Raw genomic sequence first — 18224 nt, 5'->3', positions numbered from 1 at the left:
ATCTGCTAACCAGAAAACAGAATACCCGCTTCATCGCCAATGGTTTACAACCTCTGTAACCGGTCTCAGCGCCCCCTACAGCGTGAAGGATAAAAAAAGATGAGCGAAGTACTGTCTGTAAAAGAGAAAATTGGTTACGGCATGGGTGACGCCGCCAGCCATATTATTTTTGATAACGTCATGCTTTACATGATGTTTTTTTATACCGATATCTTCGGCATCCCCGCCGGGTTTGTCGGCACCATGTTCCTGCTGGCACGCGCGCTGGATGCGATTTCTGACCCCTGCATGGGATTGATTGCTGACCGCACCCGCAGCCGCTGGGGCAAGTTCCGGCCGTGGATCCTGTTCGGGGCTATTCCGTTTGGCCTGGTCTGCGTGCTGGCCTACACCACGCCGGATCTCAGCCTCAACGGCAAAATGATCTACGCCGCCGTCACCTACACCCTGCTGACCCTGCTCTATACGGTTGTTAACATCCCGTACTGCGCGCTGGGCGGGGTGATCACCAACGACCCGACGCAGCGTATCTCCCTGCAATCCTGGCGTTTCGTGCTGGCGACGGCGGGCGGCATGCTCTCCACGGTACTGATGATGCCGCTGGTGAACCTGATTGGCGGCGACGATAAAGCGTTCGGCTTCCAGGGCGGGATCGCCGTGCTGTCGGTGGTGGCCTTCCTGATGCTGGCGTTCTGTTTCTTTACCACCAAAGAGCGCATTCAGGTGCCGCCGAGCACCACCTCCATGCGCGAAGATCTGCGTGACATCTGGCAAAACGACCAGTGGCGCGTCGTAGGTGTGCTCACCATCCTCAACATTCTTGCCGTCTGCGTGCGCGGCGGCGCGATGATGTACTACTGCACCTGGATTATGGGGTCGCCGGAGGTGTTCGTCGCCTTCCTCACCACCTACTGCGTCGGCAACCTGATTGGCTCCGCGCTGGCGAAACCGCTCACTGACTGGAAATGCAAAGTCAGTATCTTCTGGTGGACCAACGCCGCACTGGCAGTGGTGAGCGTGGCGATGTTCTTCGTGCCGATGCAGGCCACCGTCCTGATGTTCGCTTTTATCTTCGTCATTGGTGTGCTGCACCAGCTGGTAACGCCAATCCAGTGGGTGATGATGTCCGATACCGTCGACTACGGCGAATGGACTAACGGCAAACGCCTGACCGGCATCAGCTTTGCGGGCACGCTGTTCGTACTGAAACTGGGCCTGGCGCTGGGCGGGGCACTCATCGGCTGGATGCTGGCAGGCGGCGGTTACGACGCGGCGGCCAAAACCCAGAATAGCGCGACCATCAGCATCATCATCGGCCTGTTTACCCTGGTGCCGGCGGCCTGCTACGTGCTGAGCGCCATCATCGCCAAACGCTATTACACGCTGAAAACCCCCTTCCTGACCAAAATCATGGGCGAGCTGGCACAAGGCGCGCGCCGCAATCAGCAAGAGTTTGAAACCCTGCCGGTCAGCAAAGAATTACGGAACTAAGAGGACGAGAGTATGAAAATCAGTGACGGAAACTGGCTTATTCAACCGGGTCTGAACGTGACTTATCCGGTTCAGGTGTTTGATGTGGAGCAGCAGGGTAACGACCTGGTGGTCTACGTGGCGCCGCGTGACGTGCGCGAACGCACCTGGCAGCTCGACACATTGATGTTCACGGTTCGTCTATTTGCCCCGCAGGAAGGGATTGTCGGGGTGCGCATCGAGCATTTCCAGGGGGCGCTGGATAACGGCCCGCACTATCCCCTTAACGTTCTCAACGACGTGAAGGTCGAGATTGAAAACAACGCGGCGTTTGCCGAGCTGAAAAGTGGCAGCGTTAGCGTGCGCGTCACCAAAGGCGAGTTCTGGGCGCTGGATTTCCTGCGCAACGGGCAGCGCATTACCGGCAGCCAGCTGAAAAATAACGGCTACGTGCAGGACAGTAACACCGATCACAACTACATGTTCGAGCGTCTGGACCTGGGCGTGGGCGAAACGGTCTACGGCCTGGGCGAGCGCTTCACCGCCCTGGTGCGCAACGGCCAGACGGTGGAAACCTGGAACCGCGACGGCGGTACCAGCACCGAGCAATCGTATAAAAACATTCCGTTTTACCTCACCAACCGCGGCTACGGCGTGCTGGTGAACCATCCGGAAAACGTCTCCTTTGAGATCGGCTCAGAGAAAGTTTCTAAGGTGCAGTTCAGCGTCGAAGGCGAATATCTGGAGTATTTCGTGGTCGACGGCCCGACGCCAAAAGAGGTGCTAAACCGCTACACGCAGTTCACCGGGCGTCCGGCGCTGCCGCCGGCATGGTCGTTCGGCCTGTGGCTGACTACCTCATTCACCACCAACTACGACGAAGCGACGGTAAACAGCTTTATCGACGGCATGGCCGAGCGCGATCTGCCGCTGCATGTTTTCCACTTCGACTGCTTCTGGATGAGAGCCTTCCAGTGGTGCGATTTTGAGTGGGACCCGGTGACCTTCCCCGACCCGGAGGGGATGATCCGCCGCCTGAAGGAGAAAGGGCTGAAGGTCTGCGTCTGGATTAACCCCTATATCGGCCAGAAGTCGCCGGTATTTAAGGAGCTGAAAGAGAAAGGCTATCTGCTGAAACGCCCGGACGGCTCCCTGTGGCAGTGGGACAAATGGCAGCCGGGGCTGGCGATTTACGACTTTACCAACCCGGAAGCCTGCCGGTGGTATGCCGACAAGCTCAAGGGGCTGGTGGATATCGGCGTAGATTGCTTCAAGACAGACTTTGGCGAGCGAATTCCGACGGACGTGCAGTGGTTCGACGGATCCGATCCGCAGAAGATGCACAACCACTACGCCTATATCTACAACGAACTGGTGTGGAACGTACTGAAAGAGACGGTGGGCGAAGAGGAAGCGGTGCTGTTCGCCCGTTCGGCGTCCGTCGGTGCCCAACAGTTTCCGGTGCACTGGGGCGGCGACTGCTATGCCAATTACGAATCCATGGCGGAAAGCCTGCGCGGCGGGTTGTCGATTGGCCTGTCCGGGTTTGGTTTCTGGAGCCACGATATCGGCGGGTTCGAAAACACCGCTCCGGCCCACGTCTATAAACGTTGGTGCGCGTTCGGGCTGTTCTCCAGCCATAGCCGGCTGCACGGCAGCAAATCCTACCGCGTGCCGTGGGCGTACGATGACGAGTCCTGCGACGTGGTGCGCCACTTTACTCAGCTGAAATGCCAGATGATGCCGTACCTGTATCGTCAGGCGGCGCTGGCGCGCGAGTTTGGCACGCCGATGCTGCGCGCGATGATGCTGGAGTTCCCGGACGATCCGGCGTGTGATTATCTTGACCGTCAGTACATGCTGGGGGAGGCTGTGATGGTTGCACCGGTCTTCTCCGAAGCGGGTGACGTACAGTTTTATCTGCCGGAAGGGCGCTGGACGCACCTGTGGCATAACGATGAACTTCAGGGGAGCCGCTGGCATAAGCAGCAGCACGACTTCCAGAGCCTGCCGGTCTATGTGCGCGACAATACCCTGCTGGCGCTGGGCAACAACAACCAGAAGCCGGACTACGCCTGGAACGAGGGGACGGCTTTCCAGCTGTTTAACCTGAGCGATGGCGCAACGGCGGTAAGCGAAGTGCCTGCGGCAGACGGCACTGTCGTATTTACGCTAACGGCGACGCGCAGCGGCGGCACTGTGAGGGTGAAAGGCGAGGGCGATGCCCGCAGCTGGACGCTGTGCCTGCGCAATGTGCAGCAGGTTGGAGGCGTGCAAGGGGCGTCTCATGCGGGGAGCGAGTGGGGCGTGGTGGTGAAGCCGGAGGGGAGTGAGGTGGTGATTCAGCTCTGATGCGGTTTTCCTCCCCTCACCCTAACCCTCTCCCATAGGGAGAGGGGACCGTTATGTGTGGGCTGGGGATTGCCCGCTCTCCCTTTCGTGTAAAGGGGACCGTTATGTGCGGGCTGGGGATTGCCCGCTCTCCCTTCCGTGGCAAGGGGACCGGTAAGTGCGGGCTGGGTTTTACTCCCTCTCCCTTCAGGGAGAGGGCTGGGGTGAGGGTGAAACAGCCGGCGCCGTTGAAACCACGCCACCCGTCATCGTCTGCACCACCTGCTGTTTATCCATATTTATCGCACGCAGCTTGCCGTTCACCGTCGGTTTCAGCGGTGCGTTAGCCTGCACGCTTCCACTGGCGGTGAGCTGTATATTGCCATCGCCGGTCACAGGCAGCGCGGGCCAGCCCCACTGCTGCAGCACGTTTAGCGGCACGCCGCGTCCGTTGAGGCTGACGGTGGTTTGCCGTGACGGCAGCTGTGAAACGGTGCCGGTGGCTTCCAGAATACCGCGCTCGGTAAAGGCGCTCAGCTCGCTAATATTTACCGTCGAGGCGTTGGCATTGAGCGACAGCGACGGGCGACGCACATCCACGCGATTAAAGGTCGCCGCTGCGCCGTTCAGCGTCGCGCTACCGCTCCACACTCCCCATTGACGATCTTTCGCCAGCTGCAGATTCGCGCCATAGCCATCCAGCGCGGTGATCTGCCATGGGAAGGCGGGATCCACATCAATCACCAGGTTACGGCTCAGGCCGAATTTCTTCAGCGTTACGCTATTCAGCCAGGTCGGTAACTCAGCCATCCACTGATTTTTCCAGTTCTGCGGCAGGGTGTACTCCAGCCCGGCGATGGCCACATCGTCCAGCACCAGCGCCTTACCGTTGCGCAACCAGTTACCGGAAGTACGGATCATCCCCCCCTCCCAGCGGGAGGTAAACTGACGCAGCGCCACGCCCTGCGGGGAAAACTCCGCGTTCAGAATCGGGTCAAACAGGTGCAGCGAGCCATAAATAAACTCACTGGCGTTCATCGACAGGCGGCCATCGTCGCTCTGCCAGTCGCCATTGCTTAACGTCAGGTTGCGCAAGCTCAGATCGAGATCGGTCACCGCCCAGTCCGGCCCCTGCAGCCGGGCGTCGGTCACTTCGAGTCGGCCAATTTTAAAAGACGGCAAGGTGGTGATGGGGGTGAAGAAATCGGCTAAGGCTTTATCGCTCTGCAGGCGAATCTCGTTCAGACGCAGGTTATCCACCACCCACCCGCCGTCGGCATTGCGACGAGCGGTGCCCGTGAGCGAGCCGCGCGCCATATCGGCGCCGATGGTGCTTAGCACCACCTCTTTGCCATTCAGCTCGCCCTGAATCAGCACGTTGCTGGTCTCTACGCCGTTCAGGGTCAGCGACCCGGCGCTGATTTGAATCTGCGCTTTTTTGCCCAGCACATTACCTGCCTCGGGCTGCCATGGGTTAACGCCGCCGGTCACCTTCTGCGCGCTCAGATCCCACTCCATATTCGGGCTGTTAAAGGCCATGTTATTCAGCTGCAGGCGATCGGCCTGGAAAGGAAGCGGCGCGGTCTGCGGGGAGAGGTTCAGAGTGCCGTCAGAGAGGGTAATGGTATCCATATGCAGCGGATCGGTCACCTGGCGGCTGCTTAGGCCGATATCCACGGTTTTGGCAACCAGCGTGGCAGGTTTCCCGTCCCGGCCAAAGGTGACATTTTTCAGCAGGATATGCGTCGGGGACGAAAAACGGTGATCCATCAGGTCGAAATTAAGCTCGTAATCGGTATTGACGGTGATCCAGCTACTCACCTGAGCCGCGCCCCAGCGGGTCTGGACCAGAAAATAGAGCGCAATAATCGCAATCAATATGGCGACAAGAATATAGACGAGCAGCTTTCCAATAAATTTCATGGTCTTCCATCCCGCAAAACGCACATAGAGGAGTTATGCAACATTTGGGCGCAATGCTCAAGGCGGGATTGGTAAATCGATGTCACGGCAGCCGGACGCGGCTGCCGTGAAATGGGGATCAGCTCTTCTCTGGCGGGAAGATCAGGTTGAGCACGATAGCGGTGATACCGCCGGCGGCAATGCCGGAAGAGAGCAGGTTTTTCACCCAGTCCGGCGCAAACTGCAGGATCAATGGCTGCTGAGAAACGCCAAGGCCTACGGCCAGAGAGAGTGCAATAATCATGATTGCACGACGGTTCAGCGGCTCACGCGAGACAATGCGCACGCCAGAGGCAGCGATGGTACCAAACATCACCAGCGTCGCGCCGCCCAGTACCGGTTCCGGAATGTGCTGAACAAAGCCGCTCACCGCCGGGAACAGACCCAGCACAATCAGCATCAGCGCCACCACAAAGCCAACGTAACGGCTGGCAACGCCCGTCAGCTGGATCACGCCATTGTTCTGGCCGAAGCAGGAGTTCGGGAAGGTGTTAAAGACCGCAGAAACAAACGAGTTCAGCCCGTTTGCCAGCACGCCGCCTTTCAGGCGTTTCATATACAGCGGGCCAGACACCGGCTGCTCAGAAACATCAGAGGTGGCGGTGATATCACCGATGGTTTCCAGAGAGGTGATCATAAAGACCAGCATCAGCGGCAGCAGCAGACCCCAGTCAATGCCCAGGCCGTAATACAGCGGCGTCGGGACGGTGATCAGTGCACTGTTTGTCGGTGCGGTATTCTCGGGCAGCATGCCCATGGCCCACGCCGCCAGGTAGCCTGCTGCCATCGCGATCACCAGCGAGGCGACGCGCAGGTAAGGGTTACGCTGGCGGTTAAGCAGAATAATGATGGCCAGTACGATACCTGCCAGCAGCAGATTTTTCGGCGCGCCGAAGGTGTGGTCGTTCATCGCTGCATAGCCGCCGCCGATAGACGTCAGTCCTACCTGGATCAGCGACAGGCCGATAATCATCACCACCACGCCGGAGACCAGTGGGGTAATGATGCGGCGCGCCAGATGCAGCACGCGGGAGATAACCATCTCGGTGCAGCTTGCCAGCATCAGGGTGCCAAACAGCGCTGCCATCATGGTCGGCACATCGGCGCCGCCGGTTTTCAGCGCGGTGCCGCCCATAATCAGCGGCGCCACAAAGTTAAAACTGGTGCCCTGGATCGACAGCAGGCCAGAGCCCACCGGACCCCAGGCTTTAATCTGGATAATAGAGGCCACGCCAGAGGCGAACAGCGACATACTGATGATGTGCTGGGTGTCCTGCGCCGGTAAACCGAGCGCCTGGCAGATCAGCAGCGCCGGCGTTATCACCGCAACAAACATCGCCAGCAGATGCTGGCAGGCGGCAAACAGGGTTTGCGCCAGCGGTGGGCGGTCTTCAAGACGGTAAATCAGTTCACTGTTATGCTGCTGCGCAATCGGTTGCGCATCTTGCTGTTCTACGGCGTTAACGGACATCGGCTGCGATCCCAGGAGGAAAAGCGGGCATTCTAGCCGATGGCGCAATAAAAGCAAACGATTGCCAGCGAAATTTACGGATAAAGACCTCCAGTTTGTGCGGCTTTTTCTATATCGGGAGAAAAAAGTTAATTACACTTCCATCGCCGGGGCTCATGAGGAGCGCAAACCGGCCAGGATAACGCCGTGTGTGCATGGAACATACGCATAAAAGGAGCCTTCTATGATTCATCTCGATACGTTGTCGACGCTTGTTGCGGCAACGCTGGTTTTACTGCTCGGACGTAAGCTGGTTCATCGTGTTTCCTTTCTTCGTCGCTATACCATTCCCGAACCCGTCGCCGGCGGCCTGCTGGCAGCGCTGGCGCTGAAACAAAGCATGGGCTGGGAAATCAACTTTGATATGACTCTGAAAGAGCCGCTGATGCTGGCGTTCTTCGCGACGATCGGCCTGAATGCAAATCTGGCCAGCCTGCGCGCCGGTGGCAAAGTGCTGGGGGTGTTCCTGATTGTGGTGGTCGGGCTGCTGGTAATGCAGAACGCCATCGGCATTGGCATGGCCTCTCTGCTGGGGCTGGATCCGCTGATGGGACTGCTCGCGGGCTCAATTACCCTTTCCGGCGGACACGGTACCGGGGCAGCGTGGAGCAAAGTCTTTATTGAGCGCTACGGCTTTCAGAATGCCACCGAAGTGGCGATGGCCTGCGCAACGTTCGGGCTGGTGCTGGGCGGGCTGATCGGCGGCCCGGTGGCGCGCTATCTGGTGAAACGCTCCTCCACGCCAAACGGCAGGCCGGATGATGAAATGGTGCCGTCGGCTTTTGAAAAGCCCGAGGTTGGCCGCGTGATCACGTCGCTGGTACTGATTGAAACCATCGCGCTTATCGCCATCTGTTTGACCGCCGGTAAGCTCATTGCGCAATGGCTGGCGGGCACGGCATTTGAATTACCGACCTTCGTTTGCGTGCTCTTTGTTGGGGTCATCCTCAGCAATGGCCTGTCGCTGATGGGGTTCTATCGTGTGTTTGAACGCGCGGTGTCGGTGCTGGGGAACGTCTGCCTGTCGCTGTTCCTGGCGATGGCGTTAATGAGCCTGAAGCTGTGGGAACTGGCCTCGCTGGCTCTGCCGATGCTGGCGATTCTGGCAGTCCAGACGCTGTTTATGGCCTTTTATGCCATCTTTGTGACCTGGCGATTGATGGGTAAAAACTACGATGCGGCGGTGCTGGCGGCAGGGCATTGCGGGTTTGGTCTGGGGGCCACGCCAACGGCGATTGCCAATATGCAGGCGATAACCGAGCGGTTTGGTCCATCGCATATGGCGTTTCTGGTGGTGCCGATGGTCGGTGCGTTCTTTATTGATATCGTGAACGCGCTGGTCATAAAACTCTATCTGATGCTGCCCATTTTTGGCTAAGCCTCAGGCGTTGGAGTAGCGCTCGGTCTCGGGCATCCAACGATCAATTAACGCTGCCGCTTGTTCAGGGTAGCGTTCGTGAATATGTCGCGCCAGGCGCTGAACTTCGGGGATCATTGCCTGGTCGCGCAGTAAATCGGCCACTTTGAATTCCGCATTCCCGGTCTGGCGCGTGCCCAGCAGTTCGCCAGGCCCGCGGATCTCCAGATCTTTTTGTGCAATCACAAACCCGTCGTTACTATCGCGCAACACCTGCAGGCGCATTTGGGCGGTTTTCGAGAGCGGGGATTTATAAAGTAATACACAATGAGACGCCACCGCGCCACGGCCGACGCGGCCACGCAGCTGGTGGAGTTGCGCAAGGCCCAGACGCTCCGGGTTCTCGATAATCATCAGGCTGGCATTGGGCACGTCTACGCCCACTTCAATGACCGTGGTGGCAATCAGCAAATGCAGCTCGCCCAGTTTAAATGCCTGCATCACCGCCTGTTTATCGGCCGGCTTCATACGGCCATGTACCAGGCCGATATTCAGCTCCGGCAGGGCGAGCTTTAGCTCTTCCCAGGTCGCTTCGGCGGCCTGCGCTTCCAGCAGGTCGGACTCTTCAATCAGGGTGCAGACCCAGTACGCCTGCCGCCCTTCCTGCATGCAGGCGTTGCGCACGCGGTCGATAATCTCGCTGCGGCGCGTATCCGGAATAGCGACCGTGGTCACTGGTGTTCGGCCTGGCGGCAGCTCGTCAATGGTGGAGGTATCCAGATCGGCGTAGGCGGTCATCGCCAGGGTGCGCGGAATGGGGGTCGCGGTCATGATCAGCTGATGCGGATGGAAACCCTGCTGCAGCCCTTTCTCCCACAGCGCCAGTCGCTGATGCACGCCAAAGCGGTGCTGCTCATCAATAATGACCAGCGCCAGGCCATTAAACTGCACCTGTTCCTGGAATATGGCATGGGTTCCGACAATCATCTGCACCTGGCCGCTGGCGATGGCCTCTTGTTGCGCAAGGCGCGCTTTGCCTTTTTGCTTTCCGGCCAGCCAGCCAACTTCGATGCCCAGGGGGGCAAACCAGTTGCGGAAGTTATTGGCATGCTGTTCGGCCAGCAGTTCGGTGGGCGCCATCAGCGCCACCTGTTTTCCGTGCGCAATGGCGCGCAGGGCGGCAAGCGCGGCAACCAGCGTTTTACCGGAGCCCACATCCCCCTGAACCAGACGCATCATCGGTACGTCGAGCCCCATGTCGCGCTCAACTTCAGCCACCACCCGGGCCTGGGCACCGGTGGGTTTGAACGGCAGCGAGGCCAGCAGCTTATCTTTTAAATCATCGCGCGGCGTAAGAGGCAGAGCGTGGAAGCGCTGGGCGCCCGCACGCAGGGCCAGCATACTGAGGTTATGCGCCAGCAATTCTTCAAGGATAAGCCGCCGCTGGGCGGGATGTTGTCCGCTCTCTAAATCGCTAAGCTGCAATGACGGCGGCGGACGGTGCAGGGTGCGCATCGCTTCCGGCAGGCTCATCATCCCTTGCGCCAGCTCCGGCGGCAAAAGCTCGGCGATAGCGCAGGTATCCAGCAACTCCAGCGCCTGGTCGGTGAGTTTACGCAGCGTCGCCTGTTTAACCCCTTCGGTGGTGGGATAAACCGGCGTCAATGTCTCTTGCAACTCAGGCGTACTGAGATCCCCCTGCACACGATACTCCGGGTGGATCATCTCCGCGCCGTATTTGCCGCGTTTGGCTTCGCCATAGGCTAAAACCCGTCGCCCGGTGGCAAGACTGTTTTTCATCGCCGCGCTGAAGTTGAAGAAACGCATCGTAAGAACGCCGGAGCCATCGCTAATCTGGCAGGTCATCATCCGGCGGCCGCCGAAGGTGATATTGCAGTTCAGGACTTCGCCTTCAACCGTGGCGTATATGCCAGGTAACAGGTCGTCGATGCGGTAGAGATGGGTGCGATCTTCGTAACGCAGGGGGAAGTGAAGCAGCAAATCCTGCACGGTATGCAGGCCAATCTTCGCCAGTTTACTGCTTTGCGCCGCACCCACGCCCGTAAGCGTGTTAAGAGGAACGGCGTCGAGCAGGCGGCCTTTCATGATTTATCCCGCGTACTGCATGGTAGCCCACCACCCGGCATCGGCTTCGATCTCGCCCTGCGCGTTGACGTGGGGGTAGGGTAACTTTTTCTGCTTCGCCACACGGGCCAGCACCGGATAACCACCTTCGAACAGCAGACGCTGTTGCTCCTCTTCCGGCAACATGCTGTTGCTACGCTGGTACATACCGGCGTTCTGACGCTGGCGCTGTGCTTCGTAGAGAATCAGAGCGGAGGCCACCGAGACGTTTAACGACTGCACCATGCCGATCATCGGGATGATAATGTCCTGATCCGCCAGATCTAACGCTTCCTGGGTGATCCCGGCCTTTTCCTGGCCCATCAAAATGCAGGTAGGACGGGTGTAGTCGATCTCACGAAAATCGACGGCCTTATCGGAGAGATGGGTCGCCAGCACCTGCATTCCGCGCCCTTTAAGGTGCGAAACGGCTTCGCTGATGGTTTTGTGATTTTTTACCTGCACCCAGCTGTTGCTGCCCGCCGCCGCAGACACCATCGGGCGCATGCGGTGATCCTGCCAGACGGCGTGCACTTCGTGCACACCCACGGCATCGGCGGTACGGACGATAGCAGAGACGTTATGCGGCTTATGTACCTGCTCCATGCACACCGTCAGATCCGGCTGTCGCCTGGCGAGCATCTCACAGATACGCTCGTAACGTTTCGCGTTCATCAGCTTAGTTTCTGTTACGGGTGACTTTGATGACGTCCGGCATCACGCGGATTTTGCGCATAATGTTCGCCAGATGCACACGGTCACGGGCCGTCAGACGAATGAAGGCGCTGTAGACGCGGCCATCTTTCTCTTCCGTGTTCAAACTCTGGATATTGGAGGATGCCGTATTGATGGCAGCCGTCAGGTTCGCCAGTGCCCCCTGGTGGTTGAACATATCGACCTTAATTTCGGTGATAAATTCTTGCTCGGTCTCTTTATCCCACTCAACCGCCATGAACTTCTCAGGCTCTTTCTGGTAGCCGCGGATGTTACGACAGGATTCGTGGTGAATAACCAGGCCTTTACCTGGGCTGACGTGCGCCAGAATCGGGTCGCCAGGGATCGGGCGGCAACATTTGGCGAAGGTGATAAGCACCCCGTCAGCGCCTTTGATGGGCAGATGGGTATGGCCAGACGCGCCAGGCGCTATTGGCGTGGCTTCGCCCTGTTGCAGGTTCTTCGCCACGACCACGCTCATGGCGTTGCCAAGACCGATTTCCGCCAGCAGATCGTCCATCGTGGCGAGCTTCATGCGCTCAAGCTCACGCTGAATGTTCTCTTTCGGAATCTCGTTCAGTTTACGACTGCCGCCCAGCGCATGGTTGAGCAGACGACGCCCCAGGCTGACGGAATCGTCGCGCTTGAGGTTCTTCAGCAGCTGGCGAATTTTGGCGCGGGCTTTAGAGCTGACGACAAAGTTAAGCCACGCCGCATTTGGGCGAGCGCCGGGTGCGGTAATGATTTCCACGGTCTGACCGCTGGTCAGCGGCTGCGACAGCGGATACGGCTGTCTGTCGACGCGGGCACCTACGCAGGCATGACCGATATCGGTGTGCACGGCATAGGCGAAGTCAACCGGCGTGGCGCCGGCAGGCAGTTCGACAATGCGCCCTTCCGGCGTGAAAACGTAAATCTCATCCGGGAAGAGATCGGATTTAACGCTCTCGATAAATTCAAACGAGCTACCGGCGCTTTGTTGCAGCTCCAGCAGGCTTTGCATCCAGCGCTGGGCGCGGATTTGCGCCGTAGTGCTGGTTTCACCGTGCTCTTTATACGCCCAGTGTGCCGCAACCCCCATCTCTGCCATCTGATCCATATCTTCGGTACGGATCTGCACTTCGACCGGCACGCCGTGTGGCCCGATCATCGAGGTGTGCAGAGACTGATAGCCGTTCGCTTTAGGAATGGCGATATAGTCTTTCATGCGCCCCGGACGCGGCTTGTAGAGGCTGTGCATCTGGCCCAACACGCGATAACAGGTGTCGGAATCATGGACGATGACGCGGAAGGCGTAGATATCCATGATCGAGTGAAAACGTTGCTCTTTAAGCACCATTTTGCAGTAGATGGAGTAGAGATGTTTTTCGCGACCGCTGACGCGGCACGGAATACCCGCTTCCTGTAGACGCCCTTCGATTTCAGAGAGGATTTTTTGAATCATCTCTTTACGGTTGCCACGTGCGGCTTTCACCACCTCTTTGATCACGCGGAAGCGGTTCGGGTACAACGCTTCAAAGCCCAGCTCTTCAAGCTCGGTCTTGATGTGATGAATACCTAAACGGTGCGCCAGCGGGCTATAGATTTCGAGGGTTTCACGGGCGATGCGGCGACGTTTATCCGGGCGAAGTGAGCCCAGCGTGCGCATATTGTGGGTACGGTCAGCGAGTTTAATGAGAATGACGCGGATATCCTGCACCATCGCCATTATCATCTTGCGAAAGTTTTCGGCTTGCGCCTCTTTCTTATCCTGGAATTTAAGCTTATCCAGCTTAGAGACCCCTTCCACCAGCTCGGCAACGCTTTTGCCAAACAGCTGTTCCATATCCTGGTAGGTGGCGGGGGTATCTTCGATCACATCATGCAGCAGCGCGGCCATCAGCGTTTCATAGTCGAGTTTCATCTCGGCCAGAATGCAGGCAACCGCCACCGGGTGCGTGATGTAGGGTTCACCGCTTGAACGTGTCTGGCCCTCGTGAGCGTCACGTGCAACGAGATACGCCTGCTGAAGACGCTTAATCTGGTCTTCAGGCAGGTAGGTTTGAATCAGTTGATTCAGGCTTTCAAACAGATACAAGGGCGACCCGCAGGTTTAATTAACGACGACCTTCAGCAATGGCGGTAACGGCCTGCAGTTCTGCGGCTTCCTGCTCTTGCTGCTCCTGGCGCTCACGCACGTCGAGGATCTGGTTGTTGATCAGACCTTCTTCGATTTCGCGAAGTGCAATAACGGTGGTTTTATCGTTTTCTTCCGGTACCAGCGGATCTTTACCGCCAACCTGCATCTGACGAGCGCGACGCGCGGCGACCAGCACCAGGTCAAAACGGTTACCAATTTTCTCTACAGCGTCCTGAACAGTTACGCGTGCCATACTTGAAATGCTCCACAGATGAAGAAATGACTGGGCATGATACTGAATGTAGGTTCAGTCTGCCAACAGTTTGGTGATTAATGCGTCATGTCGCTGCTTCTGGCGGCTCATACGCAGACGTTCGGCGCGAAGAATGGTTTTGAGATCGCTCAGGGCGGCATCAAAGTCATCATTCACAATCAGGTAATCATATTCAGCGTAATGGCTCATTTCCGCAACTGCCTGAGCCATACGTTTGGCGATTACCTCTTCGCTATCCTGACCACGGCCACGCAGGCGGCGATCTAGTTCATCTTTCGACGGCGGTAAAATAAAGATGCTACGCGAATCAGGCATTTTATTGCGGATTTGCTGCGCGCCCTGCCAGTCGATATCCAGAAACACATTTACGCCCGTAGCCAGAACTTGCTCAATGGTCTCGCGGGATGTGCCGTAATAGTTGCCAAAGACCTCGGCGTGTTCAAGAAACGCATCTCTGGCAATCATCGCTCTGAATTCGTCGTGATTAACAAAGAAATAGTGTTCACCGTGCACCTCACCTGGACGCGGCGCTCGCGTGGTATGAGAAACGGACACCTGCGTGTCGTACAACGGTTGGGTTTTTAACAGCGCCTGAATCAGACTGGATTTACCCGCGCCACTAGGGGCAGAAACAATATAAAGCGTGCCTTGAGCCATGAGAGTCTTTTGTATGTGTTAGCGAAGAAAGTCCTACATACGGGCTTATTATACACGTCGCCGCTGCGCGACGTAGCCTTTGTCACATTTTTTCCCTCTCTTGCAGATTTTTGCCTGCTTTTTTCCAGATTTATTGCCCGTTTGCTGCAACAAAAACAATTTCTGGATAACGCCTCGTGGAATTGGCTTTTGCCCATCGCACCCGGGAGTCGGTCTGCGTTATACCCATTCTCATTGCAGGGAGGGGTAACAATGTGGCGATGGGCTGGAGCAGTAATGATGGTATGGAGCGGCTACGGAATGGCGGTTTGCCCTGTCTGGTCGCACGCAAAAGCCGAGCAAGAGATAAACCGGCTTAGCGCGCAGATTGCCCGCTGGGATAAGGCTTACTGGCAGGATGGGGTGAGCAACGTCAACGATGAGGTGTATGACCAGCTGAGCGAGCGGTTAAAACAGTGGCAGCGCTGTTTTGGCGATGAGCACGCGGCACTGATGCTGCCCGCCACGCGGGGCACAACCCGTCATCCTGTTAGCCATACCGGAGTGGAAAAAATCAAAGATAGTGCGGCGCTTCGCGAGTGGATGCGAAATCGTGGCGATCTCTGGGTGCAACCTAAAGTTGATGGGGTGGCGGTCACGCTGGTTTATCGCCAGGGGCGACTGGTGCAGGCGACGAGCCGCGGAGATGGCCTGAAAGGAGAGGACTGGACAACAAAAGTGCAGGCGTTGCCGCGGATACCTGCTCATACGACGGATCTGCTGGCAAACAGCGTCTTGCAGGGAGAGCTCTTTTTACGCCGTGAGGGGCACATTCAGCAGCAAATGGGAGGGATGAACGCGCGGGCCAGGGTTGCCGGGGCAATGATGCGACATGGTGAAAGCGCACTGCTTAACGATATTGATGTTTTTATCTGGGCCTGGCCTGATGGGCCCGCTTCGATGCCGCAGCGGCTGACGGCGCTGACCCAGGCCGGTTTTCTCTGGACCGAAGCATGGACACGAAAAATTACGCGTGCAGAAGAGGCAGAAGCGCTCCGCCAGCAGTGGTATCACTCGCCATTGCCCTTCGTAACGGATGGCATTGTGGTTCGCTCGGGGCGAGAGCCAAAGGGAGAGGAGTGGTTGCCGGGCGAGGGGCGCTGGGTCGTGGCGTGGAAATATGCCCCGGCGGCCCGGGTGACAGAAGTGAAGGCAATTACTTTTACCGTGGGACGCACCGGGCGAATAGCGGTAGTCGCCACGCTGGAGCCCGTACAGCTGGATGACAAGCGTGTCCAGCGGGTTAACCTCGGTTCTGTGGCGCGCTGGCAGAGGCTGGATCTTGCGCCGGGAGATCAGATTCAGGTTAGCCTGGCGGGGCAGGGCATACCGCGCATTGACAGCGTGGTCTGGCGAGGGGCGGATCGCACAAAGCCTGAACCTCCAGCCTCCGGGTATACCCCGCTAACCTGTTTTTATGCCACACCAGCCTGTCGTGAACAGTTTATCGCCCGGCTCGTACGGCTGAGCGCGCCATCGGTTTTAAATATCGAAGGCGTAGGGGAGGCGGGATGGCGTCTGCTTCATCAGATCCACCATTTCGAACATCTGTTTTCGTGGCTGGCATTGAGCAAGGCGCAGTTGCAACAGACGCCGGGGCTATCAGCCCAGCGCGGGCTTCAGCTTTGGCACCGCTTTGATCTGGCGCGCCAGCTGCCTTTTACTCGCTGGCTGGAAGCGCTTGGGGTGCCACTACCGCGCACCGCTTTGAATGCGCTTCGCGACCAGGACTGGTTAACACTTCAGCAACAGGATGAACGCAGCTGGCGGCAGGTTGCCGGGGTGGGACAAGCGAGGGCGCGCAGGCTTATTGAATTTGTTCATCACCCTACGCTAATCGCCCTGACCTCATGGCTGAGGACGCAGGGCGTAAAAGGTTTCCAGGCGGAGGAGATTAGTGGCTGTCGTGACGATAATGGAAAACCGGCAGACCCAGCTTCAGGCGCAACGCCAGCATGCGAGCCGTAAAGCCAAACAACAGGGTTGAGATAATCACCACATCCTGGCTGGAGACGTAATGTTGTAAGGCCACATATAACACGGCAGAGGCGAATGACACGCCGGCGTATAGCTCTTTCTGGAACACCAGCGGGATGCGCTTGCAGAACATATCCCGCAATACGCCGCCAAACACGCCGGTCACGACGGCTGCAATGGTCGCAATGACCGGGCCTTCGCCCATATCCAGGGCGATTTGGGCACCGATAATGGAAAAGACGATCAGGCCCAGGGCGTCCAGCACCAGGAACAGGCGGCGTAAATGCGGCATGACGGGGGCGACAATGGTCGTCAGCACGGCTGCTACGGCGACAATAATCACGTACTCAGGATGCTTTACCCAGCCAAGCGGGTAGTGACCCAGCAGGATATCGCGCACTGAACCGCCGCCAAGCGCCGTCGCTGTGGCAATAATGATCACGCCGAAAGTATCCATCCGTCGGCGGCCTGCGGCCAGCGCACCGGTCATGGCTTCGGCTGTGATACCAATAAGGTAAAGGATATGTAGCAGCATATAACCCCCAGATGTGAGGGCGTCAGGGTAGCGTTTTGTGGGTTAGCTCACGATTTAGATTTTTTTGTGTGAGGCACTTTCCCATACTTTTTCTAATGCGTGGACGGCGATAATGCAGGGGTTGAGTAATTTAAGGGAGAAATTAGGATTAGATATACTCGGGGGAAATGAGTTAATGGCCCCAGACGGGGCCATAGGAGACAACGCGGGTTATTCGATGTTTTGAATCTGCTCGCGCATCTGCTCGATCAACACTTTCAGCTCAATAGCAGAGTTGGTCACTTCAGAGTTAATAGACTTTGAAGCCAGAGTATTCGATTCACGGTTGAACTCCTGCATCATGAAGTCGAGACGACGGCCTACTGCCTCTTTCTTCTTCAGGATGTTATAGGTTTCTTTTACGTGCGCTTCCAGACGGTCCAGCTCTTCAGCAACGTCTACGCGCTGAGCCATCAGCACCAGCTCTTGTTCCAGTCGATTGTTTTCGAGCTGAACTTCGGCCTCTTCCAGTTTGGAAACCAGGCGTTCACGCTGCCATTGCAGGACTTCTGGCATGTGAGTGCGCACTTTCGCCACTTCACCGCTCACCCCTTCCAGACGCTGCTCAATAAGCGCCTTCAGTGCCTGGCCTTCGGTTTCACGTGCGGTGATGAAATCATCCAGGGTGCTGTCGAGCGCGGCGAGGATTTCTGCGGCAATGGCGTCCAGATCCTGTTCCTGAGCCGCCATCACGCCTGGCCAGCGCAGGATATCAACCGGGTTAATTTCCCCTTCGTCACTCTGCATTTTGACCCAGTTCGCGGCATTAACCAGCTGTTTAGCCAGTTTTTCGTTCAGGACCAACTCCCCCTGCGCGCTGGCATCGGGTTCGTAGCGCAGGCTGCACTCGATTTTGCCGCGAGTCAGACGGGAGCGGATACGCTCACGAATCACTGGCTCAAGGCCACGGAACTGCTCCGGCAGACGAAAATAGGTCTCCAGGTAGCGCTGGTTTACCGAGCGCATTTCCCATGTGGCGCTACCCCATGCACCTTTGATTTCACGCCGGGCGTAGGCGGTCATACTGCGGATCATAGTCGTTCCTGTTTTTAAAGGAGAGATGGGGGGATTATAGCTTTCGGGGCCTTCCCAGGATAGGAATAAGCGGCATTAATC

13 protein-coding genes are annotated in these 18224 nt (G+C 57.5%); 4 read left to right on the top strand and 9 right to left on the bottom strand.

Annotated features, from left to right (window positions below):
* The first annotated feature begins 99 nt into the window (after window positions 1–99).
* Together B2Q93_RS08855 and yicI are read left to right on the top strand one after the other, a co-directional pair.
* On the top strand, window positions 100–1491 hold the full coding sequence (locus B2Q93_RS08855; protein WP_046886314.1) for a glycoside-pentoside-hexuronide family transporter: 1392 nt from the start codon (window positions 100–102) through the stop codon (window positions 1489–1491).
* 12 nt (window positions 1492–1503) lie between these two features.
* A complete protein-coding gene (gene yicI, locus B2Q93_RS08850) occupies window positions 1504–3822 on the top strand; it encodes an alpha-xylosidase (RefSeq protein WP_286932584.1) in 2319 nt (772 codons plus the stop codon).
* Window positions 3823–4008: 186 nt separating this feature from the next.
* Here the strand turns inward: yicI and B2Q93_RS08845 are convergent, their stop codons facing one another.
* Both B2Q93_RS08845 and B2Q93_RS08840 read right to left on the bottom strand, forming a co-directional pair.
* On the bottom strand, window positions 4009–5724 hold the full coding sequence (locus B2Q93_RS08845) for an AsmA family protein (protein WP_286932583.1): 1716 nt from the start codon (window positions 5722–5724) through the stop codon (window positions 4009–4011).
* Window positions 5725–5842: 118 nt separating this feature from the next.
* Complete coding sequence (locus tag B2Q93_RS08840) at window positions 5843–7234, bottom strand: nucleobase:cation symporter-2 family protein (protein WP_040077815.1); 1392 nt, start codon at window positions 7232–7234, stop codon at window positions 5843–5845.
* 223 nt (window positions 7235–7457) lie between these two features.
* Between B2Q93_RS08840 and gltS the strand changes: the two genes are divergently transcribed.
* Window positions 7458–8651, top strand: a complete 1194-nt coding sequence (gene gltS / locus B2Q93_RS08835) for a sodium/glutamate symporter (RefSeq protein ID WP_286932582.1) — start codon at window positions 7458–7460, stop codon at window positions 8649–8651.
* Window positions 8652–8654: 3 nt separating this feature from the next.
* Here the strand turns inward: gltS and recG are convergent, their stop codons facing one another.
* Genes recG through gmk form a run of 5 tightly spaced genes read right to left on the bottom strand, consistent with a single transcriptional unit; the run spans window position 8655 to window position 14518 of the window.
* On the bottom strand, window positions 8655–10736 hold the full coding sequence (gene recG, locus B2Q93_RS08830) for an ATP-dependent DNA helicase RecG (RefSeq protein WP_263616511.1): 2082 nt from the start codon (window positions 10734–10736) through the stop codon (window positions 8655–8657).
* A gap of 3 nt (window positions 10737–10739) precedes the next feature.
* Window positions 10740–11429: a tRNA (guanosine(18)-2'-O)-methyltransferase TrmH gene (gene trmH, locus B2Q93_RS08825; RefSeq protein ID WP_286932580.1), complete on the bottom strand. Its 690-nt coding sequence runs from the start codon at window positions 11427–11429 to the stop codon at window positions 10740–10742.
* A gap of 4 nt (window positions 11430–11433) precedes the next feature.
* Complete coding sequence (gene spoT, locus B2Q93_RS08820) at window positions 11434–13545, bottom strand: bifunctional GTP diphosphokinase/guanosine-3',5'-bis pyrophosphate 3'-pyrophosphohydrolase (RefSeq protein ID WP_040077821.1); 2112 nt, start codon at window positions 13543–13545, stop codon at window positions 11434–11436.
* A gap of 19 nt (window positions 13546–13564) precedes the next feature.
* Window positions 13565–13840 (bottom strand): DNA-directed RNA polymerase subunit omega, encoded by a 276-nt coding sequence (rpoZ, locus tag B2Q93_RS08815; protein WP_000135058.1) that lies wholly within the window; start codon window positions 13838–13840, stop codon window positions 13565–13567.
* 54 nt (window positions 13841–13894) lie between these two features.
* Complete coding sequence (gene gmk / locus B2Q93_RS08810) at window positions 13895–14518, bottom strand: guanylate kinase (RefSeq protein ID WP_040077822.1); 624 nt, start codon at window positions 14516–14518, stop codon at window positions 13895–13897.
* A 252-nt stretch (window positions 14519–14770) separates the two neighbouring features.
* Here gmk and ligB point away from each other — a divergent pair, with 252 nt between their 5' ends.
* Complete coding sequence (ligB, locus tag B2Q93_RS08805; protein WP_286932573.1) at window positions 14771–16525, top strand: NAD-dependent DNA ligase LigB; 1755 nt, start codon at window positions 14771–14773, stop codon at window positions 16523–16525.
* Here the strand turns inward: ligB and B2Q93_RS08800 are convergent.
* Together B2Q93_RS08800 and B2Q93_RS08795 are read right to left on the bottom strand one after the other, a co-directional pair.
* Window positions 16452–17069 carry a trimeric intracellular cation channel family protein gene (locus tag B2Q93_RS08800; RefSeq protein WP_040077823.1) on the bottom strand — a complete coding sequence of 206 codons (618 nt, stop codon included), beginning with the start codon at window positions 17067–17069 and terminating at the stop codon, window positions 16452–16454. The genes ligB and B2Q93_RS08800 overlap by 74 nt on opposite strands.
* A gap of 210 nt (window positions 17070–17279) precedes the next feature.
* Window positions 17280–18143, bottom strand: coding sequence for a YicC/YloC family endoribonuclease (locus B2Q93_RS08795; RefSeq protein WP_040077824.1), 864 nt, complete (start codon window positions 18141–18143; stop codon window positions 17280–17282).
* Window positions 18144–18224 lie beyond the last annotated feature (81 nt).

The sequence above is a fragment of the Leclercia sp. UBA5958 genome (assembly GCF_002430365.1).
GTDB lineage: Bacteria > Pseudomonadota > Gammaproteobacteria > Enterobacterales > Enterobacteriaceae > Enterobacter > Enterobacter pneumoniae.
This window is presented reverse-complemented; position numbering and strand designations above follow the sequence as displayed.

Excerpts from the sequence above, each read along its gene's own strand:
- B2Q93_RS08855 (WP_046886314.1), top strand. The coding sequence starts at position 100 with ATGAGCGAAGTACTGTCTGTAAAAGAGAAAATTGGTTACGGCATGGGT.
- yicI (WP_286932584.1), top strand. The coding sequence starts at position 1,504 with ATGAAAATCAGTGACGGAAACTGGCTTATTCAACCGGGTCTGAACGTG.
- B2Q93_RS08845 (WP_286932583.1), bottom strand. The coding sequence starts at position 5,724 with ATGAAATTTATTGGAAAGCTGCTCGTCTATATTCTTGTCGCCATATTG.
- B2Q93_RS08840 (WP_040077815.1), bottom strand. The coding sequence starts at position 7,234 with ATGTCCGTTAACGCCGTAGAACAGCAAGATGCGCAACCGATTGCGCAG.
- gltS (WP_286932582.1), top strand. The coding sequence starts at position 7,458 with ATGATTCATCTCGATACGTTGTCGACGCTTGTTGCGGCAACGCTGGTT.
- recG (WP_263616511.1), bottom strand. The coding sequence starts at position 10,736 with ATGAAAGGCCGCCTGCTCGACGCCGTTCCTCTTAACACGCTTACGGGC.
- trmH (WP_286932580.1), bottom strand. The coding sequence starts at position 11,429 with ATGAACGCGAAACGTTACGAGCGTATCTGTGAGATGCTCGCCAGGCGA.
- rpoZ (WP_000135058.1), bottom strand. The coding sequence starts at position 13,840 with ATGGCACGCGTAACTGTTCAGGACGCTGTAGAGAAAATTGGTAACCGT.
- gmk (WP_040077822.1), bottom strand. The coding sequence starts at position 14,518 with ATGGCTCAAGGCACGCTTTATATTGTTTCTGCCCCTAGTGGCGCGGGT.
- ligB (WP_286932573.1), top strand. The coding sequence starts at position 14,771 with ATGTGGCGATGGGCTGGAGCAGTAATGATGGTATGGAGCGGCTACGGA.
- B2Q93_RS08800 (WP_040077823.1), bottom strand. The coding sequence starts at position 17,069 with ATGCTGCTACATATCCTTTACCTTATTGGTATCACAGCCGAAGCCATG.
- B2Q93_RS08795 (WP_040077824.1), bottom strand. The coding sequence starts at position 18,143 with ATGATCCGCAGTATGACCGCCTACGCCCGGCGTGAAATCAAAGGTGCA.